Below are 238 nucleotides of genomic sequence, written 5' to 3'. Positions count from 1 at the left end.
TCTCTCCTGCGCGGATCAGGCGTTCCAGTTCAGCAGCTTGGAACTGCATTCAACGGCTGCCGACCGGCTGGTCATACCGTTCAACAACGCTGACATCAACGGCATGAACCGTGAAAGGAAACGGGTTGTACCAGGTGTGCTCGATGTCGATCCAGCCGTTGGTCCCGATCACCAAGGCACGGTTGGCGCTGGCAGCGTCGAGCTCACAATCAACAAGCGCCAGGGCGCCGTTGGCGTA

Annotated in this window: 1 pseudogene; it reads right to left on the bottom strand. The window is 59.2% G+C overall.

Annotated elements, in window-relative coordinates:
* Positions 1 to 49 precede the first annotated feature (49 nt).
* Positions 50 to 238, bottom strand: a pseudogene (locus N7568_RS25300) (gfo/Idh/MocA family oxidoreductase); the annotation flags it as partial.

Source organism: Paenarthrobacter aurescens (genome assembly GCF_025421775.1).
Classification (GTDB): Bacteria; Actinomycetota; Actinomycetes; order Actinomycetales; family Micrococcaceae; genus Arthrobacter; species Arthrobacter aurescens_B.
This window is presented reverse-complemented; position numbering and strand designations above follow the sequence as displayed.